Source organism: Pseudolactococcus chungangensis CAU 28 = DSM 22330, assembly GCF_002441885.1.
Taxonomy (GTDB): domain Bacteria; phylum Bacillota; class Bacilli; order Lactobacillales; family Streptococcaceae; genus Pseudolactococcus; species Pseudolactococcus chungangensis.
Genome location: NZ_JXJT01000003.1, coordinates 1 through 17,811, shown reverse-complemented (window position 1 = coordinate 17,811; position 17,811 = coordinate 1). Strand labels below are relative to the sequence as shown.

Genomic DNA, 17,811 nt, shown 5'->3' with positions numbered 1-17,811 from the left:
AATGGTATACTCAAAAAATTCTAAGTCTCAATCATTGAAGAAACATCTCAAAAGAGGTGTCAGGTTGTAGACAAACCCCATTTTTAAACCAAAATGGGGTTTGTTTTGATATTTTCTAATTTAGAAATAGCTTAACCGTCGGTTTTCTAAATAAAAATTTCCGTATTTCGTAAAAATCTTAACTAGATTTTTACTTTGTCTACAGTCTGACATCTCAAAAGAGGTGTTTTTTTGCCAAAATGACTTGTTGTGTATGCTTAAATCAGAAGATTTTTGCCAAAATCAAAAAAATAAGGTATTCTAGAGTATGGAGCTTTTTAAAAATTATATCAGAAGAAAGCCTAGAGGGGTTTAAACTCTGGTTTGATTTAAAAAATCTAGACTGTATGTCCAAAGGAAAAGTAAATTGACAATAGATATTAATAATTACAATGATGATGCCATTCAGGTCTTGGAAGGCCTAGACGCAGTTCGTAAGCGTCCAGGGATGTATATTGGCTCAACAGATGGGATTGGTCTCCATCATTTGGTTTGGGAAATTGTTGACAATGCTGTTGATGAGGCTTTGTCAGGTTTCGGCGACCAAATCAAGGTGACCATTCATCAAGATGGCTCACTAACTGTTTCTGATAGTGGTCGTGGGATGCCAGTTGGGACACACGCAACAGGTATTCCAACAGTTGAAGTTATCTTCACAGTACTTCACGCGGGTGGTAAGTTTGGCCAAGGTGGCTATAAGACCTCAGGTGGTCTTCATGGTGTTGGTTCATCTGTCGTGAACGCTCTCTCAAGTTATCTTGAAGTTGAGATCACGCGTGATGGTGTTGTCTATCGCCAACGTTTTGAAAATGGTGGCAAACCAGTGACAACGCTGGAAAAAGTCGGCAAGGCACCTAAGTCTAAAACAGGGACTAAAGTCCACTTTATGCCAGATGCAACGATTTTCTCAACGACAGATTTTAAATATGCCACGATTTTTGATCGCCTTAACGAATCTGCCTTCCTCCTACCAAATGTTACATTGACCTTGACAGATGAGCGCAATGAGATTGACGGCGCACCTGAAACAGCTAGTTTCCACTATGAAAATGGTGTACAGGACTTTGTCGCTTATCTGAATGAAGATAAGGATACCTTAACACCTGTCATGTATTTTGCAGGTGAGGCTGAGGCTTTCCAAGTTGAAGTCGCCATTCAGTACAATGATGGCTATTCGGACAACATTCTCAGCTTTGTCAATAACGTCAAAACCAAGGACGGCGGCACGCATGAGGCAGGACTGAAACAAGCCATTACCAAGTCCATGAATGAGTATGCTAGAAAAGCAGGCTTGCTTAAAGAAAAGGATAAGAACTTAGAAGGCTCTGACTACCGTGAAGGTCTGACAGCGATTCTGTCCGTCCTTGTACCAGAAGAGCATCTCCAGTTTGAAGGTCAAACCAAGGATAAATTGGGCAGTCCAAAAGCACGACCAATCGTTGATAATATTGTTAGCGATAAATTAGCTTTCTTCTTGATGGAGAATGCGGAATTATCGCAAAACCTAATTCGTAAAGCGATTAAAGCGCGTGATGCGCGTGAGGCAGCGCGAAAAGCACGTGATGATGCCAGAACAGGCAAAAAAGGCAAGAAAGACAAGGGCTTGCTCTCAGGAAAATTGACACCAGCCCAAGGTAAAAATCCTGCTAAAAATGAAATCTACCTCGTCGAAGGAGATTCAGCCGGCGGTTCTGCCAAACAAGGGCGTGACCGTAAGTTTCAGGCGATTTTACCACTTCGAGGTAAGGTCATCAACACTGAGAAAGCCAAAATGGCAGATATTCTCAAAAATGAAGAAATCAATACCATGATTTACACCATTGGTGCGGGAGTTGGCGCAGATTTTGACATTTCGGATATTAACTACGATAAAGTCATCATCATGACCGATGCCGATACCGATGGTGCGCATATTCAAACCTTGTTACTGACATTCTTTTATCGCTATATGAAACCTCTAGTTGAAAATGGTCATGTCTACATTGCCCTGCCACCGCTTTATAAAATGAGTCAAGGTAAGGGGAAAAATGAGAAGATTGCCTATGCTTGGACTGACGGTGAATTAAACGAGATTCGCAAGCACTTTAGCAAGGGTGCCATTCTCCAGCGTTATAAAGGACTGGGTGAGATGAATGCTGACCAGCTTTGGGAAACGACTATGAATCCTGAGTCGAGAACTTTGATTCAAGTGACCCTAGATGATGTGGCACAAGCTGAAAAGCGTGTATCTGTTCTCATGGGGGATAAGGTTGAGCCGCGTCGTAAATGGATTGAAAATAATGTTGAATTTACGCTTGAAGAGAAAAGTGAAGTGATGCCATAAGATGCGTGCTCCCGAATTGATAAAAAATATGAAACCGCCACAGATGATTATTTTCGGATTTTTATTTGTAATTATGATTGGCTCAATTTTTTTAGCCTTACCAATGTCGGACCAAAATGGGCAAGCGACTTCTTACTTGGACAGTCTTTTTATGGCTGTTTCAGCAACTTGTGTGACGGGTTTAGCTGTTGTGAATACTGCCGACCACTGGAATACTTTTGGTCAGGTGATTATTCTCATTATGGTTGAAGTGGGTGGTCTGGGGTTTATGAGTTTCTTAGTGCTCTTGTTGAACATGACAGGGCAACATCCGTCTTTCAAATCAAAAATGCTAATTCGTGATGCCTATAACTTTACAAGTTTCAATAACGGTGATAAATTGGTCAAGTCCATTGTCAAATTATCCTTGGTGACACAACTTATTGGTGCGGTGATGCTGAGTGTAGATTTTATCCCTAAATTTGGTTGGGGAAAAGGTATTTGGTTTAGTGTATTCCATTCGGTTTCAGCTCATTCTAATGCTGGTTTTGATTTATTTGAGACATCACTGTTTCAATTTAAGGATAGTCCTTATGTCTTGATGATTATGAGTTTACTGATTCTGTCAGGTTCTTTTGGTTTTATTGTCTGGTTTGACTTGATTAATTTTCGCGAAGTTAAAAAAATCACCTTGCATTCTCGTTTGGCATTGACGATGACAGCTATTTTAGTTGTCGCTGGTACGATTTTATATAGTTTACTTAATATAAAAAGCTTTGACGGTCGTCCAGTTACTTACTTGGCTCAAAACTTTTTCCTGAGTATCACACCGCGTTCTGGTGGCTTTACCTTTAGTAATTATAATGCGACGAGCTATGCCAGTCTTGTTTTGACTATGGTGCTAATGTTTATCGGTGGCACATCAGGTTCGACTGCTGGAGGAGTTAAGACGACGACTTTTGTTGTTCTGGTGATGAATATTCGTTACATTTTTAGTAATCGATTCAAAACAATTTATCATGAAAGACAAATTCCGCGTCGAATTATTCGACGTGTTTATGAAATCATCTTTATTTATTTAGCGATTATCTTTACCTTCTCTTTTGTATTATTGATAACGGAGGACTTACCACTAAATAATGGGATTGAATATGTCTTTTTCGAAGTCATTTCAGCACTAGCGACGGTTGGTCTATCATTGGGGTTGACTCCAGATTTGACTGCAATTGGTAAACTCTTAATTATGGTACTAATGTTTATTGGGCGAATTGGGATTATGACAGTCATTTATGCCCTTGGTAGCCATGCTAAGATAGATGAAGAATTGATTCAATATCCAGAAGAAGAAATTGTTGTGGGTTAGGGATTGACTTAATCTACCTGGGACTTTAAAGAAAGAATATGAGATGAAAAGTTTTTGTGTGATTGGCTTGGGGCGATTTGGCTCTAGTGTGGTGCTAAGTTTAGTCAAAAACGGTCATGAAGTGGTGGCGATTGATACTGATGCCAAAAAAATTGATGACTACAAGGACATTGCGACACACGTCATGATTGCGGATGCGACGGATGAACGTGTGCTTAAAAATGTCGAAATTGATAAATTTGACGGTGTGGTTGTCGCCATTGGCAAAAATGTACAGGCGAGTATTTTGACGACGATGATTGTGATTGAGGCTGGCGCTAAAAACGTTGTGGCTAAAGCAACGACCGATGTACAAATTAAAGTTTTGACAAAAATTGGTGCGGACAAAATCATTCAGCCAGAAAAAGATGCTGGTGAACGTGTTGCTGATAATTTAGCACACCCAGATATCTCCGAATACCTAGATTTATCAGATGATTATTCATTTGCTAAAATTATCGTTAAGAACAGTAAGTTTAACGGCCTGACCTTATTTCAAGCAAACCTAACACAAGACTATCATGTTAATGTCGCTTTTGTTAAGAAAGCAGATGGTTCTGCCAGTATCGGAAGACATAATACCAAAATCGTTTTGGACGATGTCCTTTATGTTGTTGGTACCAAAGCAGATATCGAAAAATTCTCTGAAATCATTTAAAAAGAAAAAGAAGAAATTATGAGCAATGTACAAAAACTTTCTCTCGAAGAGATTATGGGCGACCGATTTGGTCGCTACTCTAAATATATCATCCAGGAGCGAGCGCTACCTGATATTCGGGATGGGCTAAAACCCGTTCAACGGCGAATTCTTTATTCGATGAATAAAGATGGCAACACCTTTGACAAGGGCTACCGAAAATCCGCCAAGTCAGTCGGCAATATCATGGGTAACTACCACCCACATGGTGATAGTTCGATTTACGATGCCATGGTCCGCCTCTCTCAGGACTGGAAAATGGGTCAAGTCCTCGTGGAAATGCACGGTAACAACGGTTCAATGGACGGTGATCCACCCGCTGCTATGCGTTATACAGAGGCACGCCTATCTGAAATTTCTGCCTACCTCTTGCAAGATATTGACAAAAATACCGTGCCCTTTGCATGGAATTTTGATGATACCGAAAAAGAACCAACTGTTTTACCTGCCAGCTTTCCCAATCTCTTGGTCAATGGTTCAACAGGGATTTCAGCAGGGTATGCGACGGACATACCGACGCATAATTTGAGTGAAGTTATTGATGCCACAGTTTATATGATTGACCATCCGAACGCGGGTGTTGATAAACTGATGGCCTTCCTACCTGGCCCAGACTTTCCAACGGGTGCGATTATTCAAGGCAAGTCTGAAATTAAAAAAGCCTATGAAACCGGTAAAGGTAAAGTAGTCGTTCGTTCTCAAACTAAAATTGAAGAACTTAAGGGTGGCAAAAAAGAAATTGTTGTCACTGAAATTCCTTACGAGCTTAACAAAGCTAGCTTAGTTAAAAAAATTGATGATGTTCGTGTTAACGCTAAAGTAGCTGGCATTGCTGAAGTTCGCGATGAATCTGACCGCGACGGCTTACGGATTGCCATAGAGCTGAGAAAAGATGCAGATGCTGAATTAATTCTGAATTATTTACTCAAATATACAGATTTACAGGTCAATTATAACTTTAATATGGTTGCAATCGACAATGCGACACCACGTCAAGTCGGGATTCTCCCGATTTTATCAAGCTATATCAGCCATAAACGTGATATTATTCGTTCTCGCTCAATCTTTGACCGCGATAAGGCTGAAAAACGTCTGCATATTGTTGAAGGTCTGATTCGTGTCCTGAGTATTTTGGATGAAGTCATTGCCCTCATCCGTGCCAGCGATAATAAAGCAGATGCTAGAGAGAATTTGATGGCATCTTACAACTTTAGCGAGCCACAAGCCGAAGCTATTGTGACGTTACAACTGTATCGTTTGACAAATACGGATGTGGTTACTTTGCAAAGTGAAGAAGCGGAGCTCAAAGAGCGTATCACAACATTGTCAGCTATCATCAATGACGAGAAAACAATGTTTAATGTGATGAAACGTGAACTTCGAGAAGTTAAGAAGAAATTCGGTCAACCTCGTAAAAGTATTCTGGTGGATGAAGTAGTCGCAGTTGAAGTTGAAGCTGCCTCACTCATCGTTAAAGAAGAAACGATTGTCAGTGTGACACGTTCTGGTTATGTCAAACGCACAACGCCACGTAGTTTTTCAGCCTCTAAACTGGATGAGATTGGCAAACGTGAAGACGATCGTCTCATTTTCCATCAACCGGCTTTAACAACACAGCATCTGCTGATGTTCACGACCTTTGGCAATGTCATCTATCGACCAATACATGAACTGGATGACATTAAATGGAAAGATATTGGCACGCACAGCTCTTCTTTGGTCAATAACTTTTCTCAAGAGGAAGAGATATTATTCGTCCAAATATTAGACGATTTTGATGGAGAGACGCGCGAGCTGATAGTTGCAACTAAATTTGGGTTAATCAAAAAAGTAGCGCTTGCTGACTTCAAGCCTTGGCGGACTTACCGCTCTAAATCTGCGCAATATGCGAAATTTAAACAAGCTGATGATCGCGTTGTTTCAGTTGCCTTCGATAAAAATGCCGACATGATGCTAGTGACACACAATGGTTATGCCTTGAGATTTCCATCTCAGGATGTGCCAGTTGTGGGTGCAAAAGCAGCAGGTGTTAAATCTATTAACTTAAAAGACGATGATTTTGTCGTTGCAAGTTATTTTGCTGATACCGATTCATTCTATATTTTGACGCAGCGTGGGTCTCTGAAACGTGTGAATTTCACTGAAATTCCAGCTAAAAACCGTGCTGGTCGTGGCTTACAAATACTTCGTGATCTCAAAAAAGCACCACATAAAGTCTTTGCTTCAGGCACCGTGAAAAACGTTTATGGTGGTGACTTGTTCTCTGAAACTGATCAAGAATTACAAATGCTACAAGTGCTATCACAAACGGATAAATTATTTGAAATCAATTTACCAGACTTAAATCTACTTGACCGGACATCAAACGGTTCCTTTATCTTTGATGAGGCGATTGAAGGTGGTGTTAAATTTGCTAATATCAAATAGAGATTTCGTAAAATATAAGATGATATTATTTACGAATTTAAAAATAAAAAGGCCTTCAATTCGAAGACTCTTTTTTTTAATTTATAAACTGATTCTCTGGAAAAAAGTAAAAAAATGTCTATTTTTCTTAGAATAATCAATTCTAAGAAAAATAGATAATTATAAGAAAAATAACTTATGTTTCAAATACATTATACTAAATTTTAAAAAGTTTTGCAAGCCTGTTTTTTGCACCAATTTTTTTATGAAATAAGACCTAGTAAATGGTGAATTAGACGGTAGAGAAATGAATCACTTGTTTAGAAAAGAATTCATTTGTAAAAAATGCTAGGGAACAAAAAACTATCTACTAGAAGTAGCTATAAATAGGGTTGCGCTAACAAAAAAGATAATCAGTTAGTATAGACGATAGAAAATTTTAAAATGTGAAGATTCTAGTTGTAAAATAATCAATTTGAGTTTAATCTTCTCTGTCAAGATATCTATGCCTGATACTGAACTTTACGTATCATATATAAAGTTCAATTTAAAATTATGTAGGAAGTGTTAAGTTGTTAATGAAAAGGAAACTTATCTATTCAGAGATAAGTTAAAATAGTGAGGTGACTGGTAAAATACATTGAAATTAAAAAAAACTAACTTATTCGAATCATAAAGGAAGAAAATTAAAAGTATTAATTTAGAGGAAAGGGAAAGGAAAGAGGGTGAAAAATAGTATCATTGGGGGATATGTTCTATTTTTCTAGTTCACTATTTTTGTCATATGTTTTATTTGACGAAAATATATTTTCGAATTTTTTATTTTCTAGTATGAGACATTTTGGTGCATTAGCATGAGGTAAAAATAAAGAAGTTATAAACCGTCAAAATAGCCGTCAAAAATAAATATGAAAAGGGGTTAATAAAATGAGTAAACGTGGAGAGAATATTTATAAGCGTAAAGATGGGCGATGGGAAGGGCGATATATTAAGGGAAGGAAACAAGATGGAAAAATCCAGTATGGCTATGTTTATAGTAAAAGTTATAAAACAGTTCAGGATAAGTTAATAAAAATGAAGTACTTGTTTCGGAGAGATAATCAGGACAGACAATCCTATTCAGGTACAGTCAAACAGTGGTTAATGTACTGGCTTGAAACTGAGACCAAAAATAGAGTTAAGCTCTCATCTTATGCAAGTTATCAATATAAAATTGAACACTACATTTTCCCGAGTTTAGGTGATTGTCAGCTTTGTCATTTAAATTCAGAGCAGATTCAGAAACTAATTTCTGAACTGAGGCGTCAACAATTATCGGTCAATACCATTAAAACTATACTGGCAATCTTTAAACAAGGAATTAATTCGGCTATACAAGCGGAGTATCTTATCAGAAATCCATTTGATGGTATTCAAATACCAACTGAACAGAAGACAAAAGTGAAAGCTTTATCTTTAGAAGTGCAAAGAAAAATTGAGACCATTGCTGAAAAAAATCCAAATGGTTTTCCGACATTTCTTGCACTTTACACGGGTATGAGAATTGGTGAAATTTCAGGTCTACAATGGTCAGATATTGATTTTGAAAGGGATGCTATCTTAGTTAAACATACGTACCAGCGAATGCCTTTAAGTCAAGGTAAGCATAAAACACAACTATCCCTTAGCAGAGCAAAATCAAGTAGCTAAGAACGAATGATTCCATTAGGAAAAGTTATCAAAAAGATGCTTTTAAATTGGAGAAGTCAAGTACCAGATTCTCGATTTGTTTTTGAAAATAACGGTCATCCAATAGAACCAAGACTGTTAACCTATCATTTTAAAAAGATAACGAAGGAGATTGGTATACCTGATATTCACTTCCATCAATTAAGGCACACTTTTGCAACTCGTTGTTTAGAGGCGCAGGAAAATATTGCTGTCATTTCGGCTATACTTGGGCATAACTCAGTAAAAACAACTTTAGATATTTACACAGATGCCTTAACTTTTCAAAAAAGAACCATGATTGAAAAAATGGAAAATAATAGATTGTTAACTGAATAAAAATAGTACCTATAATATATCTTTGCGAAAACATATGCGAGACACTGATTTTCTTAAAAGCGAGTAACTGTTGAGTGATTCGCTTTTTTTATTTACCTAAAAAGATTATTTAATAAAATAAATTGTATTTATTCATTCTTGTAAAAGTTACTTACTTAGAAAATAGTTAAGTATTTTTTGTTATTTTTCATTTGTATTGTTTAGAAGATCATACTCATAGAATAGAATAATTTTTAAGAACCTATTGCAGTGTTGTTAAAAGTCGTCAATCAGCCGTCAGATATTTTTTTAATGTTTTTTTGTGATGTCTATCCTTGTACTTTTCTTAGAATTGATTATTCTAAGAAAAATACAAGATTAAGTCGGGCATTTATGGTGTTATTGCTTGTCATACAGAACTGAGGTAAATCATTCAGAGGATTAGATAGTATATCTATCAAAAGAGATTTTGGCGTCAAATTGAATGTTTAATGTTGTTTTACGATCAATTCTATCGTGTTACTACCTATTTTAATTAATAATTTTGTATTTAAAAAAAGGAGGTGAGATATAAAGAAGAGATGATCTGTGTGACTAAGTATTAAAGAAAGGAGTTGAGATATGAAGAAGAGATGGTCTGTATGGCTAAGTATTTTTGTATTAATTATAAATTTAATACCAAATATTTGGCAAGGATACACAGTCTTGGCTGATTCATTTGAAACTAAAGAAACAAAATTAATCAACCAGGAAGATTTAGGCGTGACTTCAAATGTCACTGCATCTCAAGAAAACAATGTTTGGGAAATTCATTATCGTTATCAAGCGACTAAAGATAATGAAGAAAGACGATTGAAGTTTAAAATTTTTGATAATCAAGATAACCCAATTTTAGTTAATCCAGAAAAAGGATGGACATTAACTGAAACTAAAGAATTAGTTAGTCCTTTTAGCGCTAGTGATACTGGTTCTATTCAATTCACAACAGAGCGTTCGATTTCAAATGTCAAAATTAAAATTCAAGCTGATGCGCAATTTGATGATAAAACCATCGAGGAAGATATTTTGCCAGAAGATATCGGAAAGCTTTATGAGTTGACAGTGTCAGAAGATAGTCAAACCCCTATTATATCAGAAAACAACAATGATTATTCAACTGAATCTAGTTCAGTGATAAACTCATCTACAGAGAATCCAACTGTGTCGGATTCTAAATCTACAGTAATAGCTGAAAGTAATGATTCCCCAGCCTTATTAGCTAGTCAATCAAATGTTAGTGAACAAGTAGCACCTTTTGCTGTAACTAACTATACAAATATTATGCCACAATATACGACTAATTCTGATGGTACTTATCCAACTAACAGTTGGATGCCAACTGGTAATCAAACGGTCATTAATCATCAAGGAAAAATAGATGGTTCGGTAAATTGGGATGGTAATACTGGATGGAGCGGTGATCCAGATGACGTTAAAAATTCTTATATTGAATATGGTGGTGAGGGTAGCGATGCAGAGTTCGCAATTCGTAAATATGCTAAGGAAACTAATACACCTGGATTATATGATGTCTATTTAAATGTTCGAGGTAATAATCAAAAAGATATTAAACCAATTGATATTGTGTTAGTGGTGGATATGTCTGGTTCAATGGAGCCATCAGAGAGTAATAATTATAGTGATCGAGCTGGTGCGATAAGAACTGGTGTTAGTCAATTTTTGAATTCTATTAAAGAAGCAGGTATTGAAAATTATGTAAATGTTGGTTTAGTAGGTTATTCAAGTCCAGGACAATATGTGACTGGTGCAAATGGTTATATCGAAGTGCCCATGCAAAGTATTGGTAAAGATGGACATATTGATGATATTAATAAAATGTTATCACCCACATTTTCTGGTGGGACATTCACGCAACTCGGCATTCGTCAAGGTAGTAAAATGCTTCAATCTGATACAAGTGGCAACCGAAAAATGATGATCCTTCTTACGGATGGCGTGCCAACTTTTAGCTATGTTGTTACTTCAGCAACTAATGTAGGAGGTACTTTGTATGGTACTTCATTTTCCAATAACTTAGATCAACCAGGTTTTACATCTCAGTTGCAAACTTCATACAACGTTGGAGGTAATATCATACGTGATACATGGCCTGCAACGCTTGGAGAAGCGAAAATGATTAAGGATAGTGGTATTGAACTCCATGCCTTAGGGATTCAACTTGGTAAAGACTCAGGTTATACCAATATTAGTACGAATACCTACCTTACAATACAAGAAATTCGTGCCCGAATGGGGTTACTGGCATCACCTGGCCTATATCAAGATGCGAATACAGCACAAGATGTGCAAAATTATCTTGAATCACAGGCTAAAAATGTTGTGAGTGAGTTTAATTCAATAAATAACGGTAGTATCATAGATCCTATTGGTTCGCAGTTTATTTATAATAGCACGGAGGCTGAAGTAAGAAGTGTCGGTTCAACATCGGTTACTACCCTACCGACTGCGACAATTACTAATAATCAATTGAATGTATCGGGATTAAATCTTGGCAAAGATCAAGAAATTCAGTTGCATTATCAAGTGAGGCTAAACACCGAAACAAGTGATTTTGTACCTAATAAGTGGTATCAAATGAATGGTGAAACGACATTAATGCCTAATGATAAAAATCCGGATAATAAAGTTAATTTTGGGGTGCCTTCTGCAAAAGGCGAAGGTATACAGCTAGATTTTAAGAAAATTTGGGAAGAGTATGATAATGATAAGTCACATAGACCAACAAGTGTAACTTATGAGGTAACGAGAAGTCAGACAACTATTGCCAATGCTTGGAAAACTGGTTTTGTCAAAGTCGAAGGCAGTCAAGATCAAGATATCTGGACTAAAACAACTAATCAACTGGCTTCCGTACAAAACGGTGTTGATAATTTATGGTTACCAAAATACAATACACAAGGGGACAACTTTAATTACAAAATTTCAAATGAAATTAAAGTAGATGGTTATGATGGTACGCAAGTAGATGATACCACTTTTAAAAATATAAAACAGTTTATACCATTACGATTGGATGTCACGAAGGAAGATGGGTTAGGTAAAAAAATATCTGGCGCAATCTTTAAATTGGTCGACGAAAGTGGAATGGAAATATCAGATGTTGCTGACTCAGAAGGATCAACCTTTACTTTTAATAATTTGAAAGCTGGAAAATACACGTTAACAGAAGTTAAAGCACCAGATGGTTATGTTATTTTAAAACATTCAATACAAATAGAAGTTTTGCAGGATGGTAGTGTCAAAGTTGATGATAAATCCGTCAAGGTAGAAAATCATACAATTAAGTTAACTGTTGATAATCAGATAAAAGGTCTATTACCCTCTACTGGTGGTTCAGGTAGAACGGGGTATTGGATAATGAGTTCTATTTTCATTCTATTTATGGCTATTCTTGGTGGTTACTACTGGTATCGAAATAGAAAAGCAAGTAAAAAAAGAAATCTAGAAAAATCTAATCGTGTGTTGCTACATCTATCAGCTGTTTTAATTATTTTCTCAACGGGTGCTAGTTTATTGAGACCAGTAAATGCAGTAGCAGATACAAGCCCAGTTACGTTTATTTTGCATAAGCGAGTCTTTAAAGATAGTGAACAACTGAAATCTGTTCAAAACAATGGTTTAGTGGTTGATGATAATGATGCGGGCGAGAAAGATTTAATGGATGAAGATTCTACTTATGGTTTAAATGATGTGACATTTAGCGTGTATGATGCGACACAATATGTCACAGATAATCTCGGAAAGATGTCACAAGAAGATTTGTTAAAAAAGGTGACAAATACAGATAAAACAACACTTTTATCTGAAATAGCACCTTACAATGCATTGATTCAAGAAGTTGTCACAAAAAATGTTAACGGAGAAGATGGTGTTGCAGAGTTAACTGTTAATCCAAGTTCTGAAAGTAGCGCTTATTTGTTGATTGAAACAAAATTAAGCCCAGCTATTAAAGATCAAGTTGAGATGACCGCGACACCGATGTTGGTTATTTTACCAATTGAAAATCCAACAAAAAAAGGCACTTATCTTAATATAGTCAATTTGTATCCTAAAAATACATCGATCAAGCCAGTGACCCCCCCTAGTCCCCCTTCCCAAGCGATTAAGTCTGACTTACCACAAACGGGAGAGGCAAAAACAATCATGGGCGTGTTTGGTTTAGTTGTTATTTTAACTACCTTGTTACTTTGGCAAAAAAATATAGGAGAAAAAGATGAAAAAGAAGAATTTATTTCAGGTTGTGATTTCAATTTTAACATTGTTAGTTGTTTTCATTGGACCAGTTAGAACTGTCTTTGCAGCTGACGACATTGATCCAAAAGTTGTTGATGTAACAATTAACAAGCGAATTTGGGATGAAGGTCAAACACCTAAAGATATTCAAAATACCGGTGAAATAATGGATTTTGGTGGTAGAGCGCTAAATGGTTCTGAGTTTACTGTTTATGATGTAACAGAAAAGTACTATGAATTAATTAAAAACAGCGACCAAAAAACGGCAATTGCAGCAATTCAAAGTGATGCAGAATCAGTTGCTCCAACTTATGCAAATAAAGTTGATGCAAAAGTAACAGCTGGTGATGGTCAAGCAACATTTAGCAATTTAACAATTAAAAATGAAGCTAATCAATATAATGTTTATTTATTTGTTGAAACAAAGACGCCAAATGACATCACAGTCACTAAACGCGCAGTGCCAATTGTTTTGGCAATGCCAATTTATAAATTAGATGCAACTCAAAAACCAACAGATGTGATTAATACCAACATCCAATTATATCCTAAAAATGAAACAGCTAAAGATACTAAAGAATTTAGCAATGCTGGTAATTTTTCAAATGTGACGATTAACGGTCAAGATTTTGCTAACGTTACAACTGGCGATATTTTAAATTATAAATTAACCGTCAACATTCCAGCAAATATCGGTGATCCAAATGCCGTTCAAAGTTTTAAAATTCACGATAAGCCTTCTGATGGTTTAGCCCTAGTCACTAACACGATAACAGTTGGTGCGTTAACTTCAGGTACTGACTACACTGTTTCATATGCAAATGGTGGGTTCACGGTTGATTTAAACCTAACAAGTGAAAATGTTAAAGCTTTAGCTGGTAAAAAATTGCAATTAACTTATGATATGAAATTAACTGCTGAGGTTAATCCAGATCAACTACAAAGCAATAAAGCAAGTGTTGAAATCAATAACTCAGCTGAACAAGAAATTGAACCACCAAAACCTGTAGGTACTGGTGGCTATCAATTTGTTAAGAAGGATGCTCAAACTGGTAAAACTTTAAAAGGTGCTGAATTTGTTGTTACAAATGAAGACCAAACAAAATTTGCTGAATTCACAACGAACTCAAAAAATGAGTATGTCTTCTCTAAATGGGTAGATTCAAAAACTCTAGCAACTAAGATTGTTTCAGATGATAATGGTTCAATTAAAGTCATTGGTTTAACAAATGGTAACTATGTTCTGAATGAAACAAAAACACCTTCTAGCGACTATGTTATTTTGAAAGATGGCACAATTAAATTTACAGTTGAACATGGTAAATACGCAACATCAGAATTAGATGTCGCTAATACACCAAAAGGTTTACTACCTTCAACAGGTGGATCAGGGATTTATGCATTCTTAATTCTTGGTGCAAGCATGATGATTGGTGCTTATATCTGGTTTAAAAAATTTAGGGGACAAGCAGAAGTTTAGTTATTTCAGATGTGATTAGTTCTTTGTGATTTCAAAAATTACTCATAACAAGGCTGGGATATTATTCCTAGCCTTGTTATTTATCCTGTGGTTTAAAAAGGAGGTATGATGCGTGTTAAGAAACTAAATTCACATCAAGATAGGTTAAAAGATGAAAAAGTGAATCTGCTTTTAAAAAGTTTAATGGCCTTTTTATTCGTACTAGGTGCAATCGTTTTTTCATATCCCTTTATTGCTGACTCAGTTAATAATTTCTATGACCAACTCTCAATTAATAATTATCAAAAAGAAATGCAGACACAGTATAAAGCACAGGAAAAAAGACGTCTAAGTGAGATGGAAATTAGCAATAAAGCGTTAGTAAAGAATAATAAAATGACCAATATTCCAGGCTTGGGATTGGTTGCCGATCCATTTGAAGCAGCGGTGAAAAATACTAAATCACCAGATAAATCCTATTTTCAAAAACATATGATTGGCGCTATTTTTATTCCTTCAATCCATGTTAGTCTTCCTATTTTTGATGAAACAAACAATGATTTACTAGAAAAAGGGGCTACGGTACTTCAAGGTACGTCGTTTCCGATTGGTGGAAAAGGCACTCATTCTGTTATAACAGGCCACACTGGATTACCTGAAAAAAAGTTGTTTACTGACTTAGAAAAACTTAAAAAAGGAGATCTTTTTTATATTGAAGTCTCAGGAAAAAAATTGGCCTATCGTGTTGAACGTTTTAAAACCATTTTACCAACGGAATTAGACAGTCTGAAAATAGAAGACTCGAGCGACCTTGTAACGTTATTGACCTGCACGCCCTATATGATTAACACACACCGTTTATTAGTAACAGGTGTCCGAGTCGGATTTGAAACAAAAAAAATGACACAGCAGATTAAGTTGACAAAAGATTATCATCTGTATAGAATGTTCATTTTTGCAAGTATTATACCAATTCTCTGCTTCCTATTTGCTTATTGGATTTGGCGCAAATATGTGAGTTACCAATGCATGAAACATAACTATAATTTTGTATTTTATGCATTGGTTGATCAAAAACCATTAGTCAACATTTCTTTCATTTTAATCGAGGAAAGAGGACATGAAATTGTTAAAAAAGATGGTATGCCGATTTCAGCGATTAGTGATCAGTTCGGGTGTATCAGTTTTAAAGCTATTCCTGGTGGGAAATATGTCGCTTATCCAAAGGATAAGACTGAATTTCCTAAGGTTTATGGTTTTGTTGCTAGATTGAATGATCAAATATTTACGATCAGAAGTAAACGTGGAAAGATACAGCGTATTGGTAATAAAAATGCTAGAAAATATTTGATTAGTAAGAGGTAATCATGCGAAAAAAAAATAAAAAACACTCCAAATCAGACAGGGTGTCAAGCCCCAAACAAAACAGACAGTTCAAAAAAAACACATTTCCACTCAAAGGTATGTCTGCCTATATTCAATAGGAGTCATGCCTTTTAGTTTGAGTTGTGGTCTATCAAAGTTATACCATGTAATGAAATCGTCAATCTGCTGCATCAATTCCGTCTCATTTTCAGGTACAAATAATTCCAAAGATTCACTTTTAAGATGAGAAAAAAAGTTTTCACAACAAGCGTTGTCATAACAGTTTCCCTTACGAGAATGAGAAACGGTCACATTAAAAGTTTCAAGTTTTTTGTGATACTGCTTGTTCGTATACTGAAATCCTTGATCTGAATGCAAAAGACAAGATTTTGATTTGTCCCAATCTTTTCTGAAAACAAGGTCTAAATTCTCAAAGACTAACTGATTATCATTGAATTTTGATAGATTGTAAGCTAAAATAGAGTTATCATACAGGTCTTTGATAATACTTAAGTACAGTCTACCCTGTTTATGATACACATAAGAAACGTCTGTCACTAACTTTTGCGGATGGCAAGTTTCAAGATTTCATGAAGTGAAATCGCAGAAAGGGAAAAAATATGAGTGTAAGAGTCGAAAAAGTTAGCATGGGTGAGGGAAAAACAACCCAGTTGGTCAGATTGGAGAATGCCAGTCTGACAGTTGAATTAGTCGCCTATGGGGCACATTTGTATCGTGTCTTGGCTAAAGATAGGCAGGGTATTGCTGAAAATGTCGTTCTAAATGTGACACCAATATCCGCATTAGCCACTGATTTACAGTATTTTGGGGCCACTGTAGGACCAGTCGCGGGCCGGATTAAACAAGCACAAATTGGTGACCTAAGCTTAGAAGTTAACGACAATACAAATTCGCTTCATAGTGGCTCTCAAGGCTGGTCATTCCAAGAGTGGGATTTAGATTGGCAAGAAAGCGATGACGAGATCACTGTTACTTTCAGTTATATCGATCACAAATCTGGTTTCCCTGGTCCGATTGCTGCCCAGGTTATTTATCACCTAATCGACAATCAGCTCAGCATTACCTTCACAGGAGAGTCGCCAGTTGCTACCTTCTTTAATCCAACCAATCATGGCTACTTTAACCTTAGTGGTGAGTTGAAAACAGATATTCGACAACAAATCCTTGAAATTTCAGCTGATCACATTCTGGACACAGATGCCGAGTTAATTCCGACAGGACTATTTTTACCAGTAGCAGAGACGCCCTACGACTTCACGACAGCTAAACCAGTAGAAAATGCGCTAAATGCGCTTCCGAGTGGCTTAGATACAGCTTTTGTTTTCGATGACCATGCGGGTGACCACCATGTTACCCTGTACGATAAAGCAAGTGGTAGACGACTAGACGTGACGAGCGAGGCTAGGAGTGTGATCATTTATAGCGTCAGTGCGTGGGATCGGGATACTCAAGTGAATGATCATCCGATGGCAAAAGAACTGGGGTTAGCGATTGAATTTCAGGAGTTGCCGGATTTACCGCATCATCCAGAATGGGGCAGCATCGCACTTCTACCAGATGAGAAAGTGTCAAAGACAATTCACTATAGATTTGGAGTCAGCTAAAATGGTCAAAACAATCATCAGTATAAAACGCAGCAACTGAAGAAAGCAAATAAAAAGGCTAGTGATAGCCTTTTTATTTGGGAGTTTTTATGAAAAAATATTTTAGGAATGACTTTATTATAGTATGGTAAGCTTAAATCAAAATTAATTGCTTGCGGATATTATGGTATAATATCACTTGTAGAAAAGTTAAGACGG

At 36.4% G+C, this 17,811-nt stretch carries 8 protein-coding genes and 2 pseudogenes; 9 read left to right on the top strand and 1 reads right to left on the bottom strand.

The annotated features are described in order from the left end of the window. Positions 1–406 precede the first annotated feature (406 nt). The 8 genes and pseudogenes from parE (at position 407) to RR45_RS02235 (ending at position 15,988) form a co-directional block, all read left to right on the top strand. Positions 407–2,362, top strand: a complete 1,956-nt coding sequence (parE, locus tag RR45_RS02275) for a DNA topoisomerase IV subunit B (RefSeq protein ID WP_096823136.1) — start codon at positions 407–409, stop codon at positions 2,360–2,362. 28 nt (positions 2,363–2,390) lie between these two features. Beyond that, entirely contained in the window at positions 2,391–3,704 is a 1,314-nt protein-coding gene (locus tag RR45_RS02270) for a TrkH family potassium uptake protein (RefSeq protein WP_167362554.1), read from the top strand. A gap of 43 nt (positions 3,705–3,747) precedes the next feature. Next, on the top strand, positions 3,748–4,401 hold the full coding sequence (locus RR45_RS02265; RefSeq protein ID WP_031365635.1) for a potassium channel family protein: 654 nt from the start codon (positions 3,748–3,750) through the stop codon (positions 4,399–4,401). An 18-nt stretch (positions 4,402–4,419) separates the two neighbouring features. Continuing rightward, positions 4,420–6,867 (top strand): DNA topoisomerase IV subunit A, encoded by a 2,448-nt coding sequence (gene parC / locus RR45_RS02260; protein WP_072353409.1) that lies wholly within the window; start codon positions 4,420–4,422, stop codon positions 6,865–6,867. Positions 6,868–7,773: 906 nt separating this feature from the next. Beyond that, positions 7,774–8,892, top strand: a pseudogene (locus tag RR45_RS11400) (tyrosine-type recombinase/integrase). A gap of 600 nt (positions 8,893–9,492) precedes the next feature. Continuing rightward, positions 9,493–13,218: a pilin N-terminal domain-containing protein gene (locus tag RR45_RS02245; RefSeq protein WP_072353410.1), complete on the top strand. Its 3,726-nt coding sequence runs from the start codon at positions 9,493–9,495 to the stop codon at positions 13,216–13,218. Further along, positions 13,145–14,644 (top strand): SpaH/EbpB family LPXTG-anchored major pilin, encoded by a 1,500-nt coding sequence (locus tag RR45_RS02240; RefSeq protein WP_072353411.1) that lies wholly within the window; start codon positions 13,145–13,147, stop codon positions 14,642–14,644. The genes RR45_RS02245 and RR45_RS02240 overlap by 74 nt, the downstream gene beginning before the upstream one ends. 105 nt (positions 14,645–14,749) lie before the next feature. Next, positions 14,750–15,988: a class C sortase gene (locus RR45_RS02235; RefSeq protein ID WP_244898837.1), complete on the top strand. Its 1,239-nt coding sequence runs from the start codon at positions 14,750–14,752 to the stop codon at positions 15,986–15,988. A 90-nt stretch (positions 15,989–16,078) separates the two neighbouring features. On the opposite strand, the pseudogene RR45_RS02230 reads toward RR45_RS02235, so the two are convergent. After that, positions 16,079–16,552 (bottom strand): annotated as a pseudogene (locus RR45_RS02230) (transposase); the annotation flags it as partial. A 56-nt stretch (positions 16,553–16,608) separates the two neighbouring features. On the opposite strand from RR45_RS02230, the gene RR45_RS02225 reads away from it, so the two are divergent. Continuing rightward, positions 16,609–17,613, top strand: coding sequence for an aldose epimerase family protein (locus RR45_RS02225; RefSeq protein ID WP_081144397.1), 1,005 nt, complete (start codon positions 16,609–16,611; stop codon positions 17,611–17,613). The last annotated feature ends 198 nt before the right edge of the window (positions 17,614–17,811 follow it).

Excerpts from the sequence above, each read along its gene's own strand:
- RR45_RS02240 (WP_072353411.1), top strand. The coding sequence starts at position 13,145 with ATGAAAAAGAAGAATTTATTTCAGGTTGTGATTTCAATTTTAACATTG.
- RR45_RS02235 (WP_244898837.1), top strand. The coding sequence starts at position 14,750 with ATGATGCGTGTTAAGAAACTAAATTCACATCAAGATAGGTTAAAAGAT.
- parC (WP_072353409.1), top strand. The coding sequence starts at position 4,420 with ATGAGCAATGTACAAAAACTTTCTCTCGAAGAGATTATGGGCGACCGA.
- RR45_RS02270 (WP_167362554.1), top strand. The coding sequence starts at position 2,391 with ATGAAACCGCCACAGATGATTATTTTCGGATTTTTATTTGTAATTATG.
- RR45_RS02225 (WP_081144397.1), top strand. The coding sequence starts at position 16,609 with ATGAGTGTAAGAGTCGAAAAAGTTAGCATGGGTGAGGGAAAAACAACC.
- RR45_RS02265 (WP_031365635.1), top strand. The coding sequence starts at position 3,748 with ATGAAAAGTTTTTGTGTGATTGGCTTGGGGCGATTTGGCTCTAGTGTG.
- RR45_RS02245 (WP_072353410.1), top strand. The coding sequence starts at position 9,493 with ATGAAGAAGAGATGGTCTGTATGGCTAAGTATTTTTGTATTAATTATA.